This window comes from Nitrobacter winogradskyi (assembly GCF_006539545.1).
GTDB lineage: Bacteria > Pseudomonadota > Alphaproteobacteria > Rhizobiales > Xanthobacteraceae > Nitrobacter > Nitrobacter winogradskyi_A.
The window spans coordinates 1-3,947 of record NZ_BJNF01000099.1; the positions used below are offsets into that span (position 1 = coordinate 1).

5 protein-coding genes are annotated in these 3,947 nt (G+C 56.9%); 3 read left to right on the top strand and 2 right to left on the bottom strand.

The annotated features are described in order from the left end of the window. Together NWI01_RS16350 and NWI01_RS16355 are read left to right on the top strand one after the other, a co-directional pair. On the top strand, nt 1–555 hold a 555-nt coding region (locus NWI01_RS16350; RefSeq protein ID WP_307723469.1), incomplete at its 5' end, for an invasion associated locus B family protein. A gap of 237 nt (nt 556–792) precedes the next feature. Then, on the top strand, nt 793–1,002 hold the full coding sequence (locus tag NWI01_RS16355; RefSeq protein WP_141385024.1) for a hypothetical protein: 210 nt from the start codon (nt 793–795) through the stop codon (nt 1,000–1,002). Nucleotides 1,003–1,166: 164 nt separating this feature from the next. Here NWI01_RS16355 and NWI01_RS16360 read toward each other — a convergent pair whose 3' ends face one another. Together NWI01_RS16360 and NWI01_RS16365 are read right to left on the bottom strand one after the other, a co-directional pair. Further along, nucleotides 1,167–1,328: a hypothetical protein gene (locus tag NWI01_RS16360; protein ID WP_244613833.1), complete on the bottom strand. Its 162-nt coding sequence runs from the start codon at nt 1,326–1,328 to the stop codon at nt 1,167–1,169. Between the two features lie 642 nt (nt 1,329–1,970). Continuing rightward, the gene (locus NWI01_RS16365; protein ID WP_141385025.1) at nt 1,971–2,714 is read right to left on the bottom strand and encodes a hypothetical protein; all 744 of its coding nucleotides are present in this window, start codon (nt 2,712–2,714) and stop codon (nt 1,971–1,973) included. A gap of 730 nt (nt 2,715–3,444) precedes the next feature. Between NWI01_RS16365 and NWI01_RS16370 the strand changes: the two genes are divergently transcribed. After that, on the top strand, nt 3,445–3,852 hold the full coding sequence (locus NWI01_RS16370) for a DUF59 domain-containing protein (RefSeq protein WP_141385026.1): 408 nt from the start codon (nt 3,445–3,447) through the stop codon (nt 3,850–3,852). The last annotated feature ends 95 nt before the right edge of the window (nt 3,853–3,947 follow it).

The following is a 3,947-nucleotide window of genomic DNA, read 5'->3' on the forward strand; positions in this document are numbered from 1 at the left end:
GCCCGCTTTATGAGAACGTGCCTGCTCACCCTTGCCGCCGCAATCACGACCGTTGCCATGACTGCGGCTCATGCGCAGCAACCGGCCACGCCGGCGGCGTCTACGCTGCCGAACGGGGCCGCCTCGGTGAGCGAGACCTACGGCGACTGGACAGTGGACTGCCGGCTCGTCGATCGGCGGAAGCAATGTCTGCTGTCACAGGTGCAAGGTAACAAGGAGACCGGCAGGCGCGTCTACGCGATCGAGTTGACACCTCCCGCGGGCGGCAAGACCGAGGGTACCATCCTGATGCCGTTCGGGCTCAATCTCGATGCCGGCGCGGTACTCAAGCTCGACGACAAGGACCTCGGCAAGGGACTGCGCTTCTCCACCTGCGTGCCACAGGGCTGCCTGTTGCCGGTGAGCTTTCCAGCCACGGCCACGGACGCCATGCGGAAGGGCACGAAACTTGTCGTCGCCTCGCTCAACCTCTCCAGCAACGAGCCCGTCACCTTCAGCGTCTCGCTCAACGGCTTCGCCGCAGCGCTGGCGCGGGTAACAGAACTCGCGAAATAGAAACAACTCTTTCTCAACAATTCGGGTCGTCCATCTACAACGAGCAGGCGCATAGCGGCGCGACCGGCTCCCGAAGCTATCAAGGAACGATGCTGGGTACCTGCATGTATTGGGCGGCGGTCCCTCGATATTGATCGCTGATGCGGCTCCCGCTGTTTTCGGACCTCGCCACGGTTGAGTATTCTATGGTGAAGTGAATGGGTCCTTTGCTTCTGATGGAATCAGGAGCGGGGTGCCATGTTTTCGATTGACGTGTTTTCCTTATATCGGACCCGGTTCATTTCCAGCGGCGGCGAAGAAGATAGCGCCCCATGTGAAGAGAAGGCCGGGATCAGCGGACCAATCGATTCGACAAGGGGCATCGAAGGTCCGCTCGAAGGACTTGGGTGGTCGAGCGCCTTGAACCTTACGGAGGCGTTCTCGATCGGACTGAAGTCGGGACCGTAGGGGGCCGCCGAGGCAGACCGGTCAAGCCGAATCAAAGGAGGATGACTGCCCCTTCCACGGGAGAGACCGTCGCCTCGTCGCATGCTTAAAGACGACCCGCATTCAAGAGAATAGCATCCGAAGGCGGTGAGGGGTGTTGCCTCCAGCTCATTCCCTGGTCGCGGTTATGGCTCTTCAGACGGCCTTGAAAAGATGATGAGCAAAAACCCGACCACAGCCATCGCGGCACCGTAATAGACCCATTCGGTGTGCCTGACCAGAATGCTATCAGCGGGATAGCTGTAGAAGCGGAAACCCTGCCCCATAAAGCCCAATCCGGCGATCAATGTGATAACTCCAACGATTCTCAATAGAGCGTGCATTCTGAGGCGTTATCCCGGATTGTTGAATGAGACGAAAAAGCAAGTTTACCGTATACTAAGCGGCATCGGTCTTCGCTTCAACTCCATTTACGATAGGAATTTTCTGTCATTGTGGAGGAGCTGCTTCGAGATGTTCAATTGCTTCAGTCATTTAAACTCGCGATAAGAATTCATATCCAGATTCGCTCGTCAGCAACGGTGATCCCTATAGTGATTGCTGACCTCAATCAGTTGAATGGATACAAGCCCATCGCGCCATCGCGCTACGTGCATTGACGGTGGTTCAACATCGTTCTGAGATTTTTCTGTGTACTGATGTTGCTTTGGCCCATATTCACGACCTACCTCGCCTGCTTCGAAAGCGACGAGGTGATTGTTGGTGAAGAGCGGCAAGGCCCCTTGAGGCATCAGACATCAACCAAGCCGACAGTCCTGGGATAAGCAAAACGCTACCGAAAAGTTCCGGTTGATCTATGGTCATTTTGCACCGGCCACCGACCGACGCCACGTTTCCCTAACAAAAATGGCGCCCGTTCTGCACGGGCGCCATCCTTGTTAGGTAACATTCAGCTTCTTAGAAGCTGATCGAAGAGTCGAGAGGACCGGCTAGACAGCAGAACCAGCCCTGATCTTCTTCTCAGGCTTCTGAGGAGCGGCGGTCGAGGTAACAGTAGGCACGCCATTCTTGAAGCTGACTTCGGCGCCCATACCTGCTGCCATCTCACCCTCAAGGATCGAAGGCTGCTTCGGAGCAGTCAGACGCTGGAAAGACTCTGTCAAAGCGGTCGAAAGGTCAGCGGCCCTGCCACAGACCGAGTCCCACAGCATTACCACACCCTGGTTAGGAACAAACATTCCCTTGGCGGAGCGGTTCAAAGCCAGACGCGAGTCGCGCGCACGACGACGGATAGCGTGCTCGTGATCGTGATCGTCTTCCTGCGCATTGACCGGCAATTGCAGAACCGTAGCAGTCTGCCCGGCGACGAGTTGGGCAATCTTCAGAACCTGCCCATTCGGAAACTCCAGTGCGTCGTGCTGAACGTACGGATTATCCTCGTCCACTTTGCGGAAGCTCGCGACCTTGTGATCGACGCGAGCCTTGCCAGAGAACTTTACGCCAAGAAAACTGCGGGGCTGCTCGTACTGAACATTCTCATCGAATGCGAGTTCCGTTCCAGGCAGCAAGCAGACCGCCAACTCAGGCGGGCTGTCATGAATTACAAGCTTGGGGCCGAGCTCACCGACGGCGGCAAAGCCGCGTACGTTCGATTTCGCGAGCTCCATAGTAACCAGCTTATCGGCGACCTTGGCAGGCCGCGAAGAGACGTGATGCAGACTGTAGTCGCACATGAAGGGCTCCTCTGGTTGGGACTACGCATTACCCCACATCGATACAATATCCTCGATGCGAACTCGTTCCGCCGATTTCATACCACTGGCGGCTGCGTTTTAAAGTCCAACAATCCAACCATGCTAAATTGGTACAGTCCAAAACTTACCATGTGGACGTCGTTCGCGTCAACTTAATTCCCCTGATCGGCTTCGGCGGCCGGAGGAACAATTCTGCTTTGAAATCAGAGGGTGCGACGCCCCAAACCCGACCTGATACGTGTTGAAGCTCACAGGCAAAAGCCGGAACACGGCTAGAATTGCTCCAGAACATCGCCTCGGCCGGATCTCCAGCTCTCGGTCGCGCAGGATATGGATTCGAGCTCTTCTTTGCGAGGCGCTGCGAGCCTGTCCGGACCAATACACATTCCTGCGATGATTCACAGGCAAGTCCTGGTCGCCGTTAAAGCCAGCCTGGCTGGCGGTTGGCATGTAAGAATACCGAGGCGCCGCAGGAGCCGGCGCCGCGCGCTGCTTGCCGCTTCTCGCTCCTTGCCGCTTGGAGACAGCGGGTAACTGCGCTATGTAAGGGGGCTCTGGGCCTAGGGACTGCGGTTAGGAAGCGGCTTCACGCCTCAAAGAAGAAAGACGTACGTTAAGGACGTCTCCGCATCCGAGCCTGCCGAGCGGTTCTAGTCGACCCGGGTTGAAGCTTGGCGTGAGGGTTTCGCCAAAGCGCAGGAGTTTTGACATGATCGATGAGGCGAATGCAGCTGGGACCGGAAGCGCCTCCCTGGTCGAGGCTCGCACGGATAGTGCGACGGATCATGCCCCGAATACCCCGCCTGAAGAGATGGCGCGGATGGGCGAAGAAATCATCGCCGCGCTCAAAACGGTCTATGATCCTGAAATTCCGGCTGACCTCTACGAGCTTGGTCTGATCTACAAGATCGCAATAGACGACGGTCGCAAAGTCAATATCGAGATGACATTGACCTCGCCGAATTGTCCGTCCGCAGCGGAATTGCCCGGTCAGATTGAAAGAGCGGTTAAAGGGGTCTCCGGCGTGCACGATGCCAAGGTCGCCATTGTGTGGGAACCGACGTGGGATCCGAGTCGCATGTCAGACGAGGCTCGTACGGTCCTTAACATGTGGTGATGGACTGCGGGACAGGGATGGACCCTGATGCTCCTGCTGCTGGCAACGGTCGAGCGATAATCACCGAGCAATATTGATCGGAGGCCTGCTAGAGC